The 18,094-nt window shown below is 52.6% G+C and carries 18 protein-coding genes; 8 read left to right on the top strand and 10 right to left on the bottom strand.

Annotated features, from left to right (window positions below):
• Nucleotides 1-22: 22 nt before the first annotated feature.
• The 7 genes from ACXI0A_RS23255 to ACXI0A_RS23285 all read right to left on the bottom strand — a co-directional run bounded on the left by ACXI0A_RS23255 (nt 23) and on the right by ACXI0A_RS23285 (nt 7,350).
• The gene (locus ACXI0A_RS23255; protein ID WP_476146827.1) at nt 23-793 is read right to left on the bottom strand and encodes a transporter substrate-binding domain-containing protein; all 771 of its coding nucleotides are present in this window, start codon (nt 791-793) and stop codon (nt 23-25) included.
• 181 nt (nt 794-974) lie between these two features.
• A complete protein-coding gene (locus tag ACXI0A_RS23260; RefSeq protein WP_476146825.1) occupies nt 975-1,838 on the bottom strand; it encodes a PfkB family carbohydrate kinase in 864 nt (287 codons plus the stop codon).
• 2 nt (nt 1,839-1,840) lie between these two features.
• A complete protein-coding gene (locus tag ACXI0A_RS23265; protein ID WP_476146823.1) occupies nt 1,841-2,698 on the bottom strand; it encodes a MurR/RpiR family transcriptional regulator in 858 nt (285 codons plus the stop codon).
• A complete protein-coding gene (locus tag ACXI0A_RS23270) occupies nt 2,698-3,669 on the bottom strand; it encodes an ABC transporter permease subunit (RefSeq protein WP_476146821.1) in 972 nt (323 codons plus the stop codon). Before ACXI0A_RS23270 ends, ACXI0A_RS23265 begins: the two co-directional genes overlap by 1 nt.
• 90 nt (nt 3,670-3,759) lie before the next feature.
• Entirely contained in the window at nt 3,760-5,262 is a 1,503-nt protein-coding gene (locus ACXI0A_RS23275; RefSeq protein ID WP_476146820.1) for an ATP-binding cassette domain-containing protein, read from the bottom strand.
• 16 nt (nt 5,263-5,278) lie between these two features.
• A complete protein-coding gene (locus ACXI0A_RS23280; protein WP_097118840.1) occupies nt 5,279-6,319 on the bottom strand; it encodes a sugar ABC transporter substrate-binding protein in 1,041 nt (346 codons plus the stop codon).
• A 50-nt stretch (nt 6,320-6,369) separates the two neighbouring features.
• On the bottom strand, nt 6,370-7,350 hold the full coding sequence (locus ACXI0A_RS23285) for a TIM barrel protein (protein ID WP_058960295.1): 981 nt from the start codon (nt 7,348-7,350) through the stop codon (nt 6,370-6,372).
• Between the two features lie 251 nt (nt 7,351-7,601).
• Here ACXI0A_RS23285 and ACXI0A_RS23290 point away from each other — a divergent pair, with 251 nt between their 5' ends.
• Genes ACXI0A_RS23290 through ACXI0A_RS23300 form a run of 3 tightly spaced genes read left to right on the top strand, consistent with a single transcriptional unit; the run spans nt 7,602 to nt 10,440 of the window.
• Nucleotides 7,602-8,363, top strand: coding sequence for an alpha/beta fold hydrolase (locus ACXI0A_RS23290; RefSeq protein WP_476146817.1), 762 nt, complete (start codon nt 7,602-7,604; stop codon nt 8,361-8,363).
• Between the two features lie 26 nt (nt 8,364-8,389).
• A complete protein-coding gene (locus ACXI0A_RS23295; protein ID WP_476146815.1) occupies nt 8,390-9,064 on the top strand; it encodes a heavy metal response regulator transcription factor in 675 nt (224 codons plus the stop codon).
• Nucleotides 9,061-10,440, top strand: coding sequence for a heavy metal sensor histidine kinase (locus ACXI0A_RS23300; protein ID WP_476146814.1), 1,380 nt, complete (start codon nt 9,061-9,063; stop codon nt 10,438-10,440). The genes ACXI0A_RS23295 and ACXI0A_RS23300 overlap by 4 nt, the downstream gene beginning before the upstream one ends.
• 63 nt (nt 10,441-10,503) lie before the next feature.
• Here the strand turns inward: ACXI0A_RS23300 and nfsB are convergent, their stop codons facing one another.
• Nucleotides 10,504-11,157 (bottom strand): oxygen-insensitive NAD(P)H nitroreductase, encoded by a 654-nt coding sequence (gene nfsB / locus ACXI0A_RS23305; RefSeq protein ID WP_476146813.1) that lies wholly within the window; start codon nt 11,155-11,157, stop codon nt 10,504-10,506.
• An 87-nt stretch (nt 11,158-11,244) separates the two neighbouring features.
• Nucleotides 11,245-12,246, bottom strand: coding sequence for a zinc-binding alcohol dehydrogenase family protein (locus ACXI0A_RS23310; RefSeq protein ID WP_476146811.1), 1,002 nt, complete (start codon nt 12,244-12,246; stop codon nt 11,245-11,247).
• A gap of 143 nt (nt 12,247-12,389) precedes the next feature.
• On the opposite strand from ACXI0A_RS23310, the gene ACXI0A_RS23315 reads away from it, so the two are divergent.
• The 5 genes from ACXI0A_RS23315 to ACXI0A_RS23335 all read left to right on the top strand — a co-directional run bounded on the left by ACXI0A_RS23315 (nt 12,390) and on the right by ACXI0A_RS23335 (nt 16,205).
• Nucleotides 12,390-13,295, top strand: a complete 906-nt coding sequence (locus ACXI0A_RS23315; RefSeq protein ID WP_476146810.1) for a LysR substrate-binding domain-containing protein — start codon at nt 12,390-12,392, stop codon at nt 13,293-13,295.
• Nucleotides 13,296-13,393: 98 nt separating this feature from the next.
• Nucleotides 13,394-14,344, top strand: coding sequence for an aliphatic sulfonate ABC transporter substrate-binding protein (locus ACXI0A_RS23320; RefSeq protein WP_200574735.1), 951 nt, complete (start codon nt 13,394-13,396; stop codon nt 14,342-14,344).
• Between the two features lie 150 nt (nt 14,345-14,494).
• Entirely contained in the window at nt 14,495-14,683 is a 189-nt protein-coding gene (locus ACXI0A_RS23325; RefSeq protein WP_097118832.1) for a YjfB family protein, read from the top strand.
• 103 nt (nt 14,684-14,786) lie between these two features.
• Entirely contained in the window at nt 14,787-15,665 is an 879-nt protein-coding gene (locus tag ACXI0A_RS23330) for an AEC family transporter (RefSeq protein WP_476146807.1), read from the top strand.
• A gap of 153 nt (nt 15,666-15,818) precedes the next feature.
• A complete protein-coding gene (locus ACXI0A_RS23335; RefSeq protein ID WP_476146806.1) occupies nt 15,819-16,205 on the top strand; it encodes a VOC family protein in 387 nt (128 codons plus the stop codon).
• A gap of 245 nt (nt 16,206-16,450) precedes the next feature.
• Here ACXI0A_RS23335 and ACXI0A_RS23340 read toward each other — a convergent pair whose 3' ends face one another.
• Nucleotides 16,451-17,893, bottom strand: coding sequence for an IS1182 family transposase (locus ACXI0A_RS23340; protein WP_476146804.1), 1,443 nt, complete (start codon nt 17,891-17,893; stop codon nt 16,451-16,453).
• Nucleotides 17,894-18,094 lie beyond the last annotated feature (201 nt).

Here is an 18,094-nt window from a genome sequence, read left to right on the forward strand (position 1 = left end):
TGTTTCCTGTAAATAATGGCGCTTACGGATAGACCTTAAACTTGAAATATTTCTTCGCTAACTGATCGTAAGTGCCGTTGTTGTGCAGTTCGGCCAGCGCATCATTAATCAGCTTCAGATGCACGATATCCCCTTTGCGCAGACCGATTCCCACGCCATTGCCCAGCAGCTCTTTATCCACCAGCGTTGCTTTGATGACGTAATCTTTGCCTTCCGGGGTGTTCAGGAAACCCTGATCCGCTGACACCGCATTTGCCAGTGTGCCATCGAGACGTCCTGCGACCAGGTCAGGATAGATCTCCATCTGATTCGGGTAAGACACAATATTCACGCCCTGCGTCGCCCATTTTGCTTTGGCGTAGGTTTCCTGAATGGTGCCCTGCGCCACGCCGATGTTCTTACCACGCAGCGTGCTGATATCTTCGGTCAGGGTGCTGCTCTTCGGCGTCAATAGCGCACTTGGGGTGATATACAGCATGTTGCTGAAATCCACCTGCTCACGGCGTTTTTCTGTCATCGACATCGCCGACAGAATCGCATCAAACTTCTTCGCCTGCAGTGCCGGAATGCTGCCATCAAAGCCGATCTGCACCCACTGGCATTTTACTTTTGCCTGGGCACAAATGGCGTTGCCCAAATCGATATCAAATCCTTTGAGCGAGCCATCGCTGGCTTTAGATTCAAACGGGGGGAAGGTCGGATCGACACCAAAGCGCAACGTCTGCTCAGCAAACGACAGGGTGCTGAAGGCGCCAAGTGACAGCAGTAACGCGAAGGACAAACTCTTTTTCATTGTTAGCTCCAGCAGGCAGGTAAATTCACGACGGCATGGAGAGTTAATAACATGGCGGAAACATTACCACCACTAAAAAAATGGATTTGACGCAGAGGGAATTCTTATTAAACAGAAGGAGTTAAGCGATTTTATCTCCGGCAGTAAGAGAATCTTAATGCCGGAAATGTGAGGTGGGTTGTTACGCGATGGCAGGACGAGAAACATGCTCTGCGGCAGCCTGATTCGCTTTGTCCGCCGCCTCAGGCAGCAAGCAACCGGACACCAGCGCCTGACTCAGTACACCGACAAAACAGTCGCCTGCGCCGTGAGTGCTGATCAGCTTCACCGGAATCGCGGGCAAACTCTGCACCGGTTCACCCGACTGACACACCGCCAGACCGTGCTCACCCGCTGTCACAATCACCTGCGCGAAATCTTCCGCCAGCTTTTGTGCCGCTCGCTCTGCAGAGGCCAAATCCGTCACTTCGATTTGGCACATATCGCGCGCTTCAACTGCATTCACGATCAGCAGATCTATGCAGGTGGCGAGCGCGGATTCAATCTCGCGCGCCGGTGCGGCATTGATACAGACCGCAATCCCCTTCTGCCGGGCCTGCTGCGCCAGTTGCAAGTTCACGCTGGCGGGCACTTCGTTTTGCAACACCAGCAAGCCAGCATCCTGCCACAGCGAGTCAGGCAGCGTAGCCACATCGATATGGAGATTCGCGTTGGACACCACCACGGCACCGTAATCGCCTTCGGCATCACTGATCGCCACGCTCATTCCCGACGGCATATCCGGCAGAACTGCCACCGCATCAGTATTAACGCCGGCATTACGCAGCGCTGTGAGCAGGAATTCACCCTGCGCATCAGCCCCTACCGCGCCTATAAAACGCACCGCAGCACCTGCGCGGGCAGCGGCCACCGCCTGGTTGCCGCCTTTACCACCAAATTTATAGCTACAGCCGCTGCCCATCACGGTTTCGCCCTTTTCCGGACGATGGTGGGCCGCCAGCATAATGTCGTAATGCAGGCTACCGGCGACAATAATTTTGTTCATGACTAAAAGTCCCGCAGATCCTGAACCGCACGCTGGGTTTTCATCAGATTCTTTTCCGCCAGCTTTAAATCTTTTTTGGCGATTGCCACAAACAGCGCATCGAGAATATTTAATTGCGCGATACGTGCCGCCGCATTTTCCCCAAGCAGATGCGATCCCTGAGAGGTTGATGTCAATACCACATGCGCATTGCGCGCAATAGGCGACTCGGCATAATTAGTAATAGCAATAATCTTTGCACCATTTCGTGCTGCCAGTTTAATGGGATCGTTTACTGCCCGCGTTGCACCCGAATGACTGATAGCAATCACCACATCATCATCGGATAACACTGCCGCTGACATCAGCATAATATGTGCATCATCATAAGGCGTGGACTTAATCCCGATCTTCAGCAGCTTGTGCGATAAATCCCGCGCCACGGTGGCTGAACCGCCCACCGCATAAAGATCGATATGGCGCGCTTTAAATAAAATATCGGCAGCACGATTAAACTCAGAAATATCCAGAATCGATAGTGACTCTTCAATTGCCTGAATCGAGGTTCTGAATACTTTGGCCAGTAATTGTTCCGACGAGTCGTCCGGCTCAATTTCCGCGTGCAAGCCTGCCACTTCAGATTGATTATAATAAATCAGTCCGGTGCGAAAATTACGAAAGCCTGTGAAGTTGAGCTTTTTAGTAATTTTCACAATCATCGCCTGGGAAACATTATTCTCTTCGGCAATTTCTTGCAGCGAAGTTTGTTCACTAATGTCCGTTCTGGCGATGATGGCTTCGGCAACACGCCGCTCCAGCGGCGTCAGCTGTGGTAATCGCATACGAATTTGAGCGCCAATGGCTCGCGGATCTTGCTTCATTACCTGCCTCTTGTCGCCCGGTCAATCAACATCGCTATGATAATGATTAGGCCTGTGGCAAGCAATTGATAAAAGGCCTGAATATTCAGCAGAGTCAAGCCATTACGTAGTGCACCGAGAATGATGGCGCCAATAATAGTGCCGACGATACTGCCTTTGCCGCCCATCAGTGAAGCACCGCCAATCGCCGCGGCCGCAATCGCATCTAACTCCCACAAATTACCGATAGTCGGTTCTGCTGCGCCTAAGCGCCCAATCAGAATCAGCGATGCCAGTGACGCTAAGGTGCCAGAGATAATGAACACCGTCACTTTGGTGCGCTTTACCGGTACACCCGCGACGCGCGCCGCTTCCTCATTGCCGCCCACCGCCAGAATATATTCGCCCAGCGGGGTTTTATTCATCACCAGCCACAGCACCAGCGCAATCACTGCAACAATGATGATCGGGGTTGGAATACCGAACACATCGCTGTTAATTATGCTGCGAAACTCCATCGGGATGCCAAACACCGGATTACCGCCGGTATAGATCAGCGCAATGGCGCGGAACAGCGAAAGGCCACCCAACGTGACGATAAACGGTTGCAGTCCTGCATAGGCCACCAGCATCCCGCTGAATACGCCGCATAACGCACCGATACCCAGCGTGGCCAGAATCGCCACCGGAACCGGCACACCTGACACCATCAGAGTGGCGCCCAATACCGCAGAGAGTGCAGCGGTCGGCCCAACTGATAAATCAATACCGCCGGAAATAATCACCAGCGTCATCCCCAGTGCGATCAGCGCATTGATGGAAGATTGCTGTAAAATATTCAGCAGGTTTGGCACGGTAAAAAATACCGGCGACAGGAATGAAAATGTCACCACGATAATTAACAGCCCGATTAAGGTACCGGCATCGCGCAGATTGAGTTTAAATTTCGCCGACGGCTCAGCCGCTGGCTGTGTGTTTGTTTGCGTCATCATAATTGTGCCTATATAGAGTGCAGATTGAGTGTTCAACCCTAAATAATTCAAGATGCAGCCAACGCACCTGCAACTTGAAGTATGACGGGTTTAGACAGCTTCTTTAATGTCGTTAATAGCAAAGCGTGCGATGTTCTCTTCGGTAATATCTTCACCGGTTAATTCACGCGTAATTTTGCCTTCCCGCATCACTAAGACGCGGTCGGATACACGTAATATCTCGGTCATTTCTGACGACACCACGACAATCGCTTTACCTTGCTGGGCCAGTTTTTCAATCAGGTTATATATTTCAGCTTTGGCCCCGATATCAATTCCCCGGGTTGGCTCATCAAATAAAAACACTTCAGCATCCGCAGCTACCCAGCGGCCAATAATCACTTTCTGCTGATTACCGCCACTCAAGGTGCCAATCGGTTTTTCGATATTCAGCGGACGCAGTTTTAAGTCGGACATCACCTGTTGCGCCACCGCGTCCAGTTTCACTTTACGAATAACGCCCGCAAGCGTGAAGTTGCGCATCGACGGCAGCGCCATGTTCACTTTCACCGCACGCGCTTTGATGATGCCCTCTTTCTTACGATCTTCCGGCACCAGACCAATACCTGCACGAATCGCCGCGCTGACGTTGTGATTGCGTACTGACTGACCATTCACGCGCACTTCACCCGCGCTACGTTTATCGATACCGGCAATCAGTTTGAGCAATTCGGTGCGGCCTGCGCCGACCAGACCCGCCACGCCCAGCACCTCCCCGGCGCAGACGCTGAAACTGGCCGGTTTTATCTCCGTACCGCGCGTCACATTCTCAACCTTTAGCACTTCGCGATCGGTGGCCCAGGATTGATGTGCCTGTTTATCGATTTTGCGCCCCACCATTTTCGCGACGATGCTCTCTTCAGTCTCATCGCAGATATTCACTACCCCGACCTGACGACCATCGCGCATGATGGTGGCGCGATCGCAGACCTGGAAGATTTCATTCATCTTGTGCGACACATAAATCAATGAAACACCTGTGGATTTCAAATCTGCGATCAGCTCCGCCAGACGCTCAAACTCACGCGGCGTCAGGCTGGATGTCGGTTCATCCATGGCGATGATTTTCGCCTCATCCAGCAGTGCACGCGCAATTTCCACAATCTGCTGTTGCGATACCTTGAGGTTCTTGATCGGTTCAGCGGGATTAATGCTGGGATCAAGCTGCTTCAGGATATGCGTGGCGCGTGCCAGCTGAGCGCGTTTATCAACAATCAAACCGTTGAGGGTGGTCATTGGGCGACCCAGAAACATATTCTGGGCGACGGAGAGCTCAGGAACATGCTGCAACTCCTGATGAATCATCGCGATGCCCGCATGGCGCGCACTGAGCGGATTTTTCATCTGCACTGACTCGCCGTTAACGTGGATGTCACCGCTATCCGCCGGGCGCACGCCAGAGAGAATGTTCAGCAGCGTGGATTTGCCAGCCCCATTCTCACCGATCAGCGCGTGCACTTCGCCCGGCCGCACCATAAAGTCCACATCCTGCAGCGCGATGGCGCTACCGTAGGTTTTATTGATGCCGCGCATCATTAAGCGATACTGTTCCATACGCTCTCCGCCTGTATTACTGCTGTGCCAGCAACTGGCGCAATTTGTCGTTGTCTTTGGTGGAGAAGGCATCCGCATTCTCTTTGGTGATCAGCGCCTGTGGCGTGGCAATCACGCGCGACAGTTTCTGACCGTTCACCAGACGCAGCATCACTTCCATCGCCACTTCTCCGGTCAGAATCGGGAAGCTATCGACTGTGCCGGTCAGTTCACCACGCTTAATCGAAGCATAGGCGTCAGAAATACCATCGGTACCAAATACTGCGGTTTGTTTGGCTTTATTCAGCGAACGCACCGCTTCCACCACGCCAAGCGCCATGGTGTCGTTGTTGGCGTAGAAACCAATCAGATCCGGATGTTGCTGCAGAATGGTCGATGCGGCGTTAAAGGCCTGCTCGCGGCTCCAGTTAGCCGGCACGCTGGCGACAATGTTGAATTTGCCATTCGCCTGCAGCGTCTCTTTAAAACCGGCAGTGCGCTGACCCGCAGCGTACACGCCCGGCTGGCCTTCAATCACCGCCACTTTGCCGCCCTGCGGATAGTGCTGAATAAACCATTTGGCGACGCGCACGCCGTTGTCTTTCTGCACGTTACCGACGTAGTACTGGGCACTTGGCACCACCGCATCGTTGACGTTCACCACGGGAATGCCTTTGCTGCTGGCGCTTTCCAATGCTGGCTCAAGGTTGATATCGGTCTGAGGTGACACCAGTAAACCATTAAAGCCCTGCGCAATCAGGGTTTCCGCGATGGACAACTGGCCCATTTGATCATCTTCATTGGCGGCGGCCTGGTAAGCGACGGTGAAACCATACTTCTTCGCCACGTTCTGATAACCCTCGCCGAGTGAACGCCAGTACTCATTGGTCAGCGTTTTCGACACGCCGCCAATTTTCAGCTTGCTGTCGACTTTGGGCATCGGGCCGTATTTGCTTTCCAGCTGCGTCCAGTCCGTGCGGTCAGGCTCGGAGTCAGATTTCAGCGGCGCTAAAGTAGCAGCGTGCACGCTGGAACACAGCAGTGCGGAGGTCAGTACAGAGAGTAAGAGCTTTTTCATGGTGGTAGCCTTTTTATCGTTTTATTTGAGGTGCAGGGTTATGCGCTTGCTTATTGTGCAAGCATGATGTCATTCACAATCTGCTGTGAGGCCACCGCATCCTGACGGCTAATCGCTTCTTCCAGTGCTGGGTTATTATTGAGTTTTTCGCTCAACTTCAGCAGACGCTTCACAGTCACAATATTGATTTCCGCTTCACGGATCGGGTCGAGGCCGCTGGCATCCGGGAAGGTGTCGAAGTAATAAGCGCCCTGATAGCCATCGCGCTGCATCTGCCACAGGAACTCCAGCGTGGCGCGCGGATTCACTGAGCCCGCCATCAAGCCATCATCGCGTTTGCCCCAGCCATCATTCAGGTCCAGTCCCAACAAGCGTGAACGACGGGCCACCATGGCTGCGGCAAACGCAGGCACTTCATTGGCAAACAGCACGTGGGCGAAATCCAGCGTGATGCCGAGGTTGGCGCATCCGGCTTCTTCCACGGCCAGCAAGCAGGTGGTGGCATTTGGGAAGATGCTGTAAGCGCGCGGTTCATTCGGTTTGTATTCAATGCTGACGTCAATTTCCGGCGCATATTCAGCCACTTCACGCACCGCGCTGACGGCGTCTTCCCACATCTTTTTATAGTCGGCCTGGAAGCAATAATCGAAACCGTCCTGGCCCATCCACAAGGTCATCAGGCGTGAACCAAACTCGCGGCCCGCATCAATTCCGCGCTTGGTCAGTTCGATAGCTTCACGACGAATTTTGGCGTCAGGGTTAGTAAAGGCGCCAATTTTGAATTGGGGAGCATCCCAGCGCATCTGCATGCCGTTGACCGCCAGGCCTGCATCGGCAATTGCCTGACGCATGGTGGGAATGTCACTGGTCATGTGCTGCGGATAGTTTAGATCGAGATGCGTCAGGCCATTTACCTTACCGGCGCGCGCAATCATCTGTAATACAGAAGGTTTTCCCTGGAGATCTGGCCAGTATAAGTGCGCCCCGGAGGCGAAAGAGTTCAAACGTGTGGCAAACTTTAATTCTGACATGAGGAAGGATCCTTCAGTGCGAGTTGTAATGTACTTTCCTTCTTCACGATTATTTGTGAAGTTATGGCATAAATTACACAAGCCAATTTGTTTAGCAAGACGGCATCGCTTCAATTTGCGAGGCTGTTCACGAAATCCTGCGATCGATCAGCGCGCGGCCCCCTGTCATTCTTTTGTCATAACTCGCTCACCCTGCTGTCAGCGCCGTTTCCATATCCTGTGCCCGAACCTTCCTTATCTGGAGCACGATCATGAAAATGAAAAAACTGACTTTTGCAGCAGGCATTTTATTGGCGATGGCTGGCGGCGCGGCACACGCCCAAGCGCAGCCGGTGAAGAATATTGTGTTAGTCCACGGAGCTTTTGTGGGTGGTGCAGGCTGGCGTCCGGTGTATGACCGCCTGACGCACGATGGCTATAAAGTGACGCTGGTGCAGGAACCGCTGACTGGTTTCCCGGAAGATGTTACGGCGACACGCCGCATCATCGATCAGCAGAACGGACCGGTGATTCTGGTCGGTCACAGCTATGGCGGCGCCATCATCACCGAAGCGGGAAATGACAACAAAGTGGTGGGACTGGTGTATATCGCGGCGCACGCGCTGGATAACGGCGAAACCGAAGCGATTAATGGCAAGAAATTCCCGAACAGCGCGCATCCGTTTGCCAAATCGACTGATGGCTATCTGACCATTGCGCCAGAAAATTACCACAGCGATTTCGCCGCCGATTTACCGGCTGGGCAGGCGGATTTCGAAGCCCACGCGCAGATGCCAACCAATGCCGCCGTGTTCACCGCCAACATTCCAGACCCGGCGTGGAAGACCAAGCCTAGCTGGTACATGGTGGCGAAAGCTGACAAAATCATTAACCCTGATCTGGAGCGGATGTACGCCAAACGCGCGCACAGCCATACGGTTGAAGTCGCCGGCGCCAGCCACTCGGTGTATGAATCTCATCCTGATGATGTGGCGAAACTGATTGAACAGGCCGCTCAGCAGGCGCAGCCCTAATCCACTTGTCCCGCCCGGAGATGCGCATGAAAATTTTGGTGATTGAAGATGAAGCCAAAGCGCGCGATTACATGCGCAAAGGATTAACCGAAGCGGGATTTATCGTGGATGTGGCCGGGAACGGGCAAGACGGTTTGTTCTATGCGCAGGAGCATCATTACGATCTGATCTTACTCGACGTAATGATGCCCGGCATGAGCGGCTGGGAGGTGATGGCCGCGTTGGATAAACAGATCCAGACACCGGTAATTTTCCTCACGGCTAAGGGCACGTTGGAAGATCGCATCAAAGGGCTGGAACTGGGCGCGGATGATTATCTGGTGAAGCCCTTCTCGTTCGCAGAACTGCTGGCGCGCGTTCGTACGCAGTTGCGGCGTGGCGGCCAGCAAAAACTTCCCGATGTGCTGACCCTCGCCGACCTGCAACTCGATATCCTTAAACGTCGGGTGGAGCGCGCGGGGCAACGCATCGATCTCACCAATAAAGAGTTCAACCTGCTGCATCTGTTTATGCTGCATCCCGGCGAGGTGCTGACGCGCACGGTGATCGCCTCACGCGTGTGGGACATGAATTTTGATAGCGATACCAACGTGGTCGACGTGGCAGTAAAACGCCTGCGCCAGAAGATAGATGGCCCCTTTGCCCAGCCGCTGATTCATACCGTGCACGGCGTCGGATATCGCTGCGAAGCTGAAACATGAAAAAACTCTCGCTTGCCACTCGCTTATCACTACTGCTCAGCACCGCGGTGATTGTGATCTTTGCCCTGAGCGGCTTTGCCTTGTATCAGTCTCTGGCGAAACAGATTGGTGTGCGTGATGACGCGGCTTTACTGACGCGCATCGATCAGATTCGTACGCTGCTGCGCGATGAAGACGCCATCACGCTGATCCAGCAGAAACCACGTCTGTTCGCCAATATGCTGGGCAACACGGAGTCTTTGCTGGTGCTGCGATTTCCCGGCCAGCCGCCGCTGATTGTCGTCAATCCCGGCGCACGACCGATGCCCGACATCACGCCGGTGGCAGCAGATCAGCCACTGAGTCTGGCCTCTGTGCATCATCAGCAGGCGCAGGATGGGACGCCCTTTATCTCCGCTGCCGCCTTAGCGCCGACGCGTGATGGTAATGGGCAAATTGAGATCATCACCGGCCGCCTGATGAGCGATCGTACCCAAACGCTGAACAGCTATCGCGATGAGATTATTGTATCGACTGCACTGGCAGCGCTGCTGGTGGCGGCACTCAGCATCTGGCTGATTCGTCGCGCCTTATCGCCATTGCGCCGGCTGGCAGCGGAAACTGATGCCATAGACGTGCGGCGTTTATCGCATCGTATCCAGTTCAGCGATGCCCCGACAGAACTGCAACCGCTGGTCGCTGCCTTTAATCAGATGCTCAGTCGCCTGGAAATGGGCTATCAACAACTCAGCCAGGTTTCTGCCGATATGGCGCACGACCTGCGCACGCCGATTGGCACCTTAATCGGTCAGACCGAAGTGGCGTTGAGCCAGCCGCGCAGCGTGGGCGATTATCAGGGGTTGCTGGGCTCGAACTACGAGGAGCTGGAGCGTCTGGCGAAGATGATCGATAACATGCTGTTCCTCGCCAAAGCAGAAGACGCCAGCCAGGCGATGGATTGGCAAACCATCGATTTGGCCCAACTGGGCGAGAAATTGCAGGACTATTTTGATGGCATGGCCGATGAGCACGCCATGCAGTTGGAGATGCGCATGCAGGGAGAATTACGCGCCGATCCGCTGCTGCTGCAACGTGCACTGGCGAATCTGATGGCGAATGCGTTGCGCTATGGCGAGCGTGAATCGACCATTCGAGTGTTAAGTGCGGTGCACGATCAGGGAATTGAGTTGGTGGTGGAGAATCAAGGCGCGGCGTTGAGTGCTGAACAGCAGTCACGCATGTTTGATCGCTTCTGGCGCGCCGATGCATCGCGACATCAAAGCAGTAGCGGACTGGGATTATCGATTGTGCGCAGCATCATGCGTTTGCATCACGGCAGCTGTGCGGTAAGCAGTGAGAACGGAGTGAACCGCTTTAGTTTGCTGTTTCCGCGTTAAAACGTGTCGCGGCGCGACTCATCGCGCGGGGTAAAACCACGCAAAAAATTGCGCCGCAACCGCTTATATAAAGGTGAAAATCTCTTCACGCGGCAAACGTGATTTTGGTAACGCCGCGTTGAAATCTTCGTCACTGCGATAGCCCAGCGACACCAGTACCACGCTGGTAAAGCCTTTCTCACGCAGGCCCAACGCCTGATCCAGCGCACGCTGATCAAAACCTTCCATCGGCGTCGCATCAATCCCTAACATCGCGGCACCTAACAACAGACCACCGAGCGCTAGGTAAACCTGTTTTTCCATCCACTGCGGGATATCACGCTGCTCATAACGGTGCATATCAACATAGCCACGGCGACTCTTATCCTGACCGGCTTTGCCTTCTGGTTTGGCAAAACGACCATCCTGCTCTTCCCGCGCCAGTACATTTTGCAGATGCGCGTCATCCAGATCGGTGCGCATGCACAATGCGATCACATGGGAAGCATTCAGCACTTTCGGGCCGTTATAAACAAACGCGCCAGTAGTGGATTGCGCGATCTGCTCACGACCCTCTGGCGTGGAAGCCACCACAAAATGCCACGGCTGAGAGTTGACGGATGACGGGCTGTTACGCAGCACGTTCAGCAGTGTTTCGATCTCTTCCTGCGGCAAGCTTTTACCACTGGCGAAGGCTTTAACGGTGTGGCGACGAGCCACTGCGTCATTAAGTGTCATGGCAATCTCCTGAATCGATTATTTTAAAAGTGCCGTTACCTTAACCGCCGCGCTTACATGGCGGTTAACGAATTGTGTTTCAAAGGGTTAAAAGCCACTGAGCACGATTTTGCCGCGGGCGCGAACGCTTTCGATCAGCGCATGGGCTTTGCGCAGATTGGCCGCATTGATAGTGCCGTGATGTTCGCCCGCCGTGGTTTGCAGCGTCTGGTCATCAATCAGCTGACTCACGCGTTCTAATATGTCGTGCTGACGCTGCATATCGCGGGTCTGGAACAGTGAACGGGTAAACATCAGCTCCCAGTGCAGCGAGATAGCCTTACGTTTCAGCGGCACCACATCCAGCGTTTCAGGATCGTCGATCAGTGCCAGCTTGCCCTGTGGAGCAAGCACATCGATAAGCTGGGTGTAATAGCTGTCGGTGTGAGTCAATGAAGCCACATAGCGCACCTGCGGATGGCCTATGGCCGCCAGCTGTTCGCCTAACGGCTGCTGGTGATTAACCACATGATGTGCACCCAGTGAACGCACCCAATCCGCGGTTTCAGGGCGCGATGCGGTACCAATCACCGTGAGGTTGGTCAACTTACGCGCCAGCTGCGTCAGGATCGAACCCACACCGCCCCCTGCACCAATAATCAATAACGCCGCATTGTCTTCTGCCTGCACCTCAAGACGGTCAAACAGCAGTTCCCAGGCGGTGAGTGATGTTAGCGGCAACGCAGCAGCATCGGCATCATTCAGGGTGCGGGGTTTATGTCCGGCAATGCGTTCATCCACCAGCCCATATTCGGCATAACTGCCAGCGCGAGTGATATCGCCGGCGTAAAACACTTCATCGCCCGGCTGGAACAGCGTGACGTCTTCGCCCACCGCTTCTACCACGCCGACCGCATCCCAACCCAGAATGCGCGGTTTATCGGTTGGCGCACCGTTACGCACTTTGGTATCCACCGGGTTCACGGCAATCGCGTGAATCTTCACCAGCAGATCGCGTGCGCCCGGCTGCGGTTTGGCGACATCCAGTTCGTACAACGCATTTTCATCGGAAATCGGTAAACCGTTTTGGCTATAAACGATGGCTTTCATCAGGCAGTTCCTCAATTCATCAGGGTGTTAGGTCAGCTGGATTCAGCATAGCGGCCTGCACGCTGAGGAAAAATGCCGATTGCACAACAACACTTTCACTCTTAGAGTGAAAATCCCTGCGCGTTTTGACGATGAGTATGAAAATGATCCGACTGGAAGATGTCACGCTATTCGTGCGATCGGCAGCACTGGGCAGCTTTTCCCGCGCGGCCCGTGAAGTAAATTTGCTGCCGGGCCAAGTGAGCGCCGCCATTCAGCGACTGGAGCGAGAACTGGATCGTCGCCTGTTTGCGCGATCCACACGTAGCCTGCGCTTGACCGCCGAAGGGGAAAAGTATCTGCCGTACGCGCAGGAGATGCTGGCTCTGATGCACGCCGGTGCCGATAGCCTGCAAAGTCACGAAGACGCACTGAGCGGTGAGCTTAAAATCGCGATGCCTTCCGATATTGGTCGCAATATCCTCTTGCCACTGATCACCGACTTCTGCTGTGAACACCCTGCCTTATCGGTTCGTTTATCGTTATCCGATCAAATCAGTGATGTGTTTCGCGATCCGGTAGATATCGCCATTCGTTACGGCAAACTTGAAGACAGCAGTTACGTGGCATTGCCGCTCGCCGAGGACAATCGCCGCATCATGGTGGCGTCGCCAGCTTATCTCGATCAACACGGTCGCCCGCAACAACTGGAAGATTTAGCGCAACATCACTGCCTGCCGTTTGTGATGGGCGGCCACGTCTATGACAAGTGGACGTTCCCGCAGGAAGGTATGCGCCGACAAATCACGGTGAAAAGTCGCCTGCTGTGTGATGACGCCGAAGTGGCGCGCCGTTGGGCTATTGATGGCATGGGCATCGCGTATAAATCGTGGATTGATGTCTGTGAGGATATTCAGCAGCGCCGCCTGGAACGGGTGCTGCCTGAGATTCCCGGCGAAAGCACGCCCCTGCATTTAATCTGCCCACATCGCAAGCAGTTCTCTCCCGCGATCCGGGCGCTGCATAGTGTGTTACGGGAGCATCTGCGGGCAATTACCGCGCAACTGTGATAGCTGTAAATGTGCAGAGCTTATGCGAACTTGCGGTTTTGATTGCCTCGTGAGCGGCTTTATCATTTTGAAAATTGATAACACCTTCAGGGACTCACATGCGCAACATCACAAAGACAATACTCGCTTCACTGCTTTTCTCCTCACTGCTTGCCAGCGCCAACGCCGAAGAGACACTTCGCATTGGCTATCAGAAATCCTCCACCTTGCTGACGCTGATAAAGCAGCGCGGCGATTTGGATAAGGCGCTCGCCGACCGTGGCATTAAAGTGACATGGCACGAGTTCACCAGCGGTTTGCCACTGCTGGAAGCGCTGAATCTGAACAACGTTGACCTTTCTGCTGACGTGGCCGATACCGTTCCGGTGTTCGCGCAAGCGGCTGGCGCCGACCTCACGTATTACGCGCGCGAAACGCCCTCTCCAGAAGCTCAGGCCATTCTGGTGCCCGCCAACTCTAGCATCAAATCTCTGCAGGATTTAAAGGGAAAAAAGATTGCCGTTACCAAAGCGGCAGGCAGCCATTATCTGCTGATCGCCGCGTTACAGAAGGCGGGACTGAAATTCAGCGATGTCACGCCCGCGTGGCTGACACCTGCCGATGGGCGTGCCGCGCTGGAACACGGCAGCGTTGATGCATGGGTAACATGGGAACCCTTTGTCACCAGTTCGAAAGTGGAGCAGCACACGCGCGTGCTGGTGAGCGGCAAAGGTCTCGCCAGTTATCAGCGCTACTATCTGGTATCGACGCCTTATGCGCAGAAGCATCCTGAGGTGTTGGGGATTGTGTATAAGACACTGGATCAGGAAGCACAATGGTTGAAAGCACATCCAACGGATGCAGCAAAGATTCTCTCTCCGCTGTGGGGTAATTTGCCATTGGCCACGGTGGAACAAGCGAACCAGCAACGCAGCTATCAGATCGAGCCAGTGAACAAGAGCGATCTGGCTGAGCAGCAGAAGATTGCAGATGCGTTTTATCAGGCGAAGCTGCTGCCGAAAGCGATTGATGCGCAGGATGTGGGCACCTGGCAGCCGCAGGCGAAATAATCGCCCTGCCAGAGAATGAGCTGATTAAGCAGGTTAACATCGGGCATGTCCGCTGATCGCATTGAAGCTTTGCCTGCAAATGCCGATAGACGTATCAGGCTTTCTCAAAGCCGTTTCCGCCCCCCATTAGTCGTTTTAAAGGAGAGCAAGATGGATGTATCACAGATTACTTCACTGGCTATCGGTCTGGATAATATGGACCTCAGCAGTAAAGTGAGCACCCTGGTACTGAAAAAGACCCTCGATAATCAGCAGTCAATGGCAGCAGGAATTCTTGATTCCATTCCGCAACTGCCAGCGAATCCCGCTGTTGGCCGCAACATCAATACCACCGCATAAGCTCACGTTGCATCGTTGCACTTACTGAACGACCTCTGTTAGCGTGTATTTTTAACCACTCCCTACTTCAGGGAGTGGTCGACGCGCTAATCAGGGACGTTTCGTGACGATTTTCTTTCCGCTTATCTATCTGTTTGCCGGATGGTTGCTGGGTAAAACCGACTGGGATTGCAAAACGGCTGCGTCATGGATATTGACGCGCATCGCTATTCCCATCGTGATCATCTTTAATATATCAACCCGCTTTCACAGCATGAGCACCATTATTATCGCCACCGCGATATGCATGATGTTGCTATTGCTGGCAGGCCGCTATGTTTTTGCTGACCCAATAAAAAACCTCTGTTTCAGCTATCTCAATATCGGCTGGCTGGGTCTCCCCGTGGCCAGCGTGTTATTCGGCAATGATGCTGCGACCATTATTATTGCCGCCTATGTCGGCAGCTCAATTGTCGGAAACTCGCTGGGCGCAGGCATGCTCTCCGGCAAGAAATTTAATCCAATCACGTTGATGCGCACCCCGCCCGTCATCGCACTGATGATCGGCGCGGCATTGATTCCACTGAGTGATCAGGTGGCTCAATACTTCGATAGCCTGTATCAAATTGCTAAATTCATGATGAGTTTTCTTGGCATGGCCGTATTGGGCATCTGGCTTTCAAAGACAACAATATTGATGCGTGATTTTCGACTGGAATTGCGCCCGTTTTTCACGCGCTCAGTGGTTTTCGCTGTGCTGGTTTCTTTGCTGTTGATGATAGCCAATCAGTTCAACGCGCCACTTATTACGCACAATCCGGCAACGCTATATCTCCTCTGTCTGCTTCCCCCCGCAGCCAATATTATCGTGCTGGAGACGCATTATCAGGGCACAGGAAATTCAGCGCGGGCGATTTCATGTGGGACTTGTATCAGTATCGTGGCGATAGCGATCTATTCAGCTGCTATTTTGGGTGGCAGAGCGTTAGGGATATGGGGTTGAAGAGATATTTGAGCGAGTTAGCGCTACGCTCATCGTCACTCGCACATCATCTATTGCGATATTAGCGAGCCGGTTAAGCACCATCAGATTTGGGTGGTGCTATTTAAAAGGACATAAGCAATGACCGTTAAGCATGAACCCTACTGGAACCGAATGGTGCCCGAACTGACCGTAACGGACTTCACTGCCTCACTGCATTTTTATACTGAAGTATTGGGGTTTCAGGTTATGGTCAGACGAAGCGATCCCGAATTTGCTTACATCAACCTCGGCGAAGCACAGTTGATGCTTGAGCAGTATCACGCCGAAGGCTGGAATACCTCAGAACTTGTCAAACCACTCGGGCGCGGCGTGAATTTCCAGATTGAGGTGGATGATATTGCGTGTGTGCTGGCGCGGGTGAGGAAACATGGCGTGCCGCTGTATCGGGATTTGCGTGAAAACACTTATCAGATTGGAGAAACCACAGCTTGCCAGAGAGAGTTCCTCGTGCAGGATCCGGATGGCTATCTTTTGCGTTTTAGCCAGTTTATTGAGTGAGGGTGATTGTTGATGTTGGGGGCGGGATTTTTGAGTGATGGATACCGATGGCTGGGGGGCCGCTTTGAGCGCAGGCTGTGTGAAAACTTATAGCTTTAAGTAGCCTAACAATATTTCTCATCTGTGTTTTGAGAAAGCTGTTTAAGTTGACGAGGTAATCTGTGATTTTATTCGGGTGTGTCAGAAGTATTTATTGCGGGAAAGAGCCTGATATTTGTTACTGGAGGATAAAACGGACGGAACCGTTAGCCGTATTGTTCCTTAAGATGAAATATCAATCCTGTAGTACCCCATATCGATATCATCCTTTTCAGGTTATAAGCCAATATATGTAGACTCATTTCCGTACTGACATTTTTAAAATTCCGCATCAGAAAGTGCGTTGCACCCATCCACATTTTAATTGTCCCAAACGGATGTTCTACCGTTTGCTTTCGCATGACTACCGCCTGAGGAAATGACTCAAGCCTCGCATGCATTTCTTCCATTTCAGCTTCATGAACCCAACGCCGTATACGCCTTGGTTCGCGTTTCGATGTAGTGCACCTGGAGCGCTGACTGCAATCGCGACAGGCAATATTGTTAAAGTACAACTGTTGCTCCAGTCCGTCCTCTATTGAGGTAAATCGATTCTGAAGCTCATTGCCCATTGGGCATACATAAACATCTTTTTCCCTGCAATATCTGAACATTGAGCGATTATAGAGCCCCTTACGTTCAGCGCCAGAGGTATCTCCTTTTGGCACTAACGCCACGGCTCCGCTATCCAGAACCGTTTTAATATCGCTGCGACTGTAATACCCTTTGTCGGCAAGTGCTGTTATGTCCTTCCGGCCAACAGCTTTCTGAGCCAGTGTTGCTACTAAACCAAGTTGCCCGTTATCTGTTGTGTTGGTGACTTCATGCGCAACAATCAAATGGTTCTTCGTATCCACAGCTGTCTGAACGTTGTAGCAAACTTGCCGATTCATATTATTTGTTTTCATCAACCGGGAGTCAGGGTCGGTTAAAGAGAGTTGTTTATCTGGCTGTTGTGCGACGGCTTGTTGGATCTCCTGAAGCTCACGTAAACGCTTTTTTAGCCAGGCCAGTTTAGTGGCTGTTAACTTTGCGTTTGCATCGGGCTCAGCATTCTTGTCGGCTTCATCCAGCTTATTTAAATAATAAGTAATACTTTGCTCAACGCGCTCAATATGGTCTTTGGCTTTCTGGGATGTGAAGTTATTGGGTTTGCTGTTAACTGCTTTAAATTTGCTACCGTCGATGGCTACAACGACATCAGTGAACATTTGCATTTGCCGACACAGGCCAATAAAGGCCCGACAGGCATTCCTGATACCTTCACCGTTATCTTTTCTGAAGTCTGCAATGGTTTTGAAATCAGGCGTTAATCGTTCAAGTAACCACATCAGTTCAACGTTCCGATGGGCCTCTTTTTCCAGTCTACGGGAGGACTGAATTCGGTTGAGATATCCGTAAATGTACAACTTCAGTAGGGTGGCAGGGTGATATCCGGGCCGTCCGGTTCGCTTTGCATCAACTCTTCTGAAACCAAGAGAATCGAGCTTTAGTCCATCAACAAAGATATCAACCACTCTGACGGGGTTATCTTCAGTAACAAAATCATCCAGTGCATCAGGGAGCAATGTCACCTGAAGCCTGCCTTGTCCTTGAATGTGATTGGCCATGTAGGTATCCGGATTATTCATATGTATGTTTTTAATTTTAATGAAAAAGTCAGTCCATCGCATGGGTTTATCAAGAATGGTTAATCATATGAAACCGTCGCTTAGACCAAAAGGTGATCAGGAGTTTTCACACAGCCTGAGCGAACAGCAGACATTCGCACTTGTTCCGATTGATGCTAAGCAATGTCTCACCGGCAAACT

This window comes from Pantoea sp. C1E2 (genome assembly GCF_056491465.1).

What these genes read in the sequence shown, in the direction of transcription:
- ACXI0A_RS23325 (WP_097118832.1), top strand. Translation starts at nt 14,495, where the DNA reads ATGGATGTATCACAGATTACTTCACTGGCTATCGGTCTGGATAATATG.
- ACXI0A_RS23270 (WP_476146821.1), bottom strand. Translation starts at nt 3,669, where the DNA reads ATGATGACGCAAACAAACACACAGCCAGCGGCTGAGCCGTCGGCGAAA.
- ACXI0A_RS23265 (WP_476146823.1), bottom strand. Translation starts at nt 2,698, where the DNA reads ATGAAGCAAGATCCGCGAGCCATTGGCGCTCAAATTCGTATGCGATTA.
- ACXI0A_RS23310 (WP_476146811.1), bottom strand. Translation starts at nt 12,246, where the DNA reads ATGAAAGCCATCGTTTATAGCCAAAACGGTTTACCGATTTCCGATGAA.
- ACXI0A_RS23290 (WP_476146817.1), top strand. Translation starts at nt 7,602, where the DNA reads ATGAAAATGAAAAAACTGACTTTTGCAGCAGGCATTTTATTGGCGATG.
- ACXI0A_RS23340 (WP_476146804.1), bottom strand. Translation starts at nt 17,893, where the DNA reads ATGGCCAATCACATTCAAGGACAAGGCAGGCTTCAGGTGACATTGCTC.
- ACXI0A_RS23295 (WP_476146815.1), top strand. Translation starts at nt 8,390, where the DNA reads ATGAAAATTTTGGTGATTGAAGATGAAGCCAAAGCGCGCGATTACATG.
- ACXI0A_RS23315 (WP_476146810.1), top strand. Translation starts at nt 12,390, where the DNA reads ATGATCCGACTGGAAGATGTCACGCTATTCGTGCGATCGGCAGCACTG.
- ACXI0A_RS23300 (WP_476146814.1), top strand. Translation starts at nt 9,061, where the DNA reads ATGAAAAAACTCTCGCTTGCCACTCGCTTATCACTACTGCTCAGCACC.
- ACXI0A_RS23320 (WP_200574735.1), top strand. Translation starts at nt 13,394, where the DNA reads ATGCGCAACATCACAAAGACAATACTCGCTTCACTGCTTTTCTCCTCA.
- ACXI0A_RS23280 (WP_097118840.1), bottom strand. Translation starts at nt 6,319, where the DNA reads ATGAAAAAGCTCTTACTCTCTGTACTGACCTCCGCACTGCTGTGTTCC.
- ACXI0A_RS23285 (WP_058960295.1), bottom strand. Translation starts at nt 7,350, where the DNA reads ATGTCAGAATTAAAGTTTGCCACACGTTTGAACTCTTTCGCCTCCGGG.
- nfsB (WP_476146813.1), bottom strand. Translation starts at nt 11,157, where the DNA reads ATGACACTTAATGACGCAGTGGCTCGTCGCCACACCGTTAAAGCCTTC.
- ACXI0A_RS23255 (WP_476146827.1), bottom strand. Translation starts at nt 793, where the DNA reads ATGAAAAAGAGTTTGTCCTTCGCGTTACTGCTGTCACTTGGCGCCTTC.
- ACXI0A_RS23260 (WP_476146825.1), bottom strand. Translation starts at nt 1,838, where the DNA reads ATGAACAAAATTATTGTCGCCGGTAGCCTGCATTACGACATTATGCTG.
- ACXI0A_RS23335 (WP_476146806.1), top strand. Translation starts at nt 15,819, where the DNA reads ATGGTGCCCGAACTGACCGTAACGGACTTCACTGCCTCACTGCATTTT.
- ACXI0A_RS23275 (WP_476146820.1), bottom strand. Translation starts at nt 5,262, where the DNA reads ATGGAACAGTATCGCTTAATGATGCGCGGCATCAATAAAACCTACGGT.